This is a genomic window from Rubrobacter calidifluminis, from assembly GCF_028617075.1.
Taxonomy (GTDB): domain Bacteria; phylum Actinomycetota; class Rubrobacteria; order Rubrobacterales; family Rubrobacteraceae; genus Rubrobacter_E; species Rubrobacter_E calidifluminis.
Genome location: NZ_JAQKGV010000052.1, coordinates 1 through 665 on the forward strand (window position 1 = coordinate 1; position 665 = coordinate 665).

The window sequence follows — 665 nt, forward strand, 5'->3', positions numbered from 1 at the left end:
GGGATCCTCGCCCGCCAGCCCAGAGAGTGCAGGCGGCCCACATCGAGCAGCTTGCGTGGGGTGCCATCTGGTTTTGTGCTGTCAAAGCGTATCTCTCCCTCGTAGCCGACCACCTCCCGGACTAGCTCCGCGAGCGAGGCTATGCTCATGTCCCTGCCCACCCCGACATTGACCGGCTCCTCCGCGGAGTAGCGCTCCATCAGGAAGACGCAGGCGTCGGCCAGGTCGTCTGCGTGCAGAAACTCCCTCCGCGGCCTGCCGCTGCCCCAGACCACCACCTCCTTTTCCCCCCGCTCCTTCGCCTCGTGGAAGCGGCGGATGAGGGCCGGAAGGACGTGGCTGCTCTGGGGGTCGAAGTTGTCGTTCGGGCCGTAGAGGTTGGTCGGCATCACGCAGATGAAATTGGCTCCGTACTGCCTGCGGTAGCTTCTGCACAGCTCTATGCCGGCTATCTTGGCTATGGCGTAGGGCTGGTTGGTCGGCTCGAGTGCTCCCGTGAGGAGGTACTCTTCCTTTATGGGCTGGGGGGCATGCCTGGGGTAGATGCACGAACTGCCAAGGAAAAGGAGCTTTTTCACCCCGTGGCGGTGGGCGGCTTCGATGACGTTGAGCTCTATCGCGAGGTTATCGCGGATGAACCCGGCCGGGCAGGTGGCGTTGGCGAG

General features: G+C 63.9%; 1 protein-coding gene. It reads right to left on the minus strand.

Annotated elements, in window-relative coordinates:
• On the minus strand, positions 1 to 665 hold a 665-nt coding region (locus PJB24_RS15815; RefSeq protein WP_273847622.1), incomplete at both ends, for a GDP-L-fucose synthase family protein.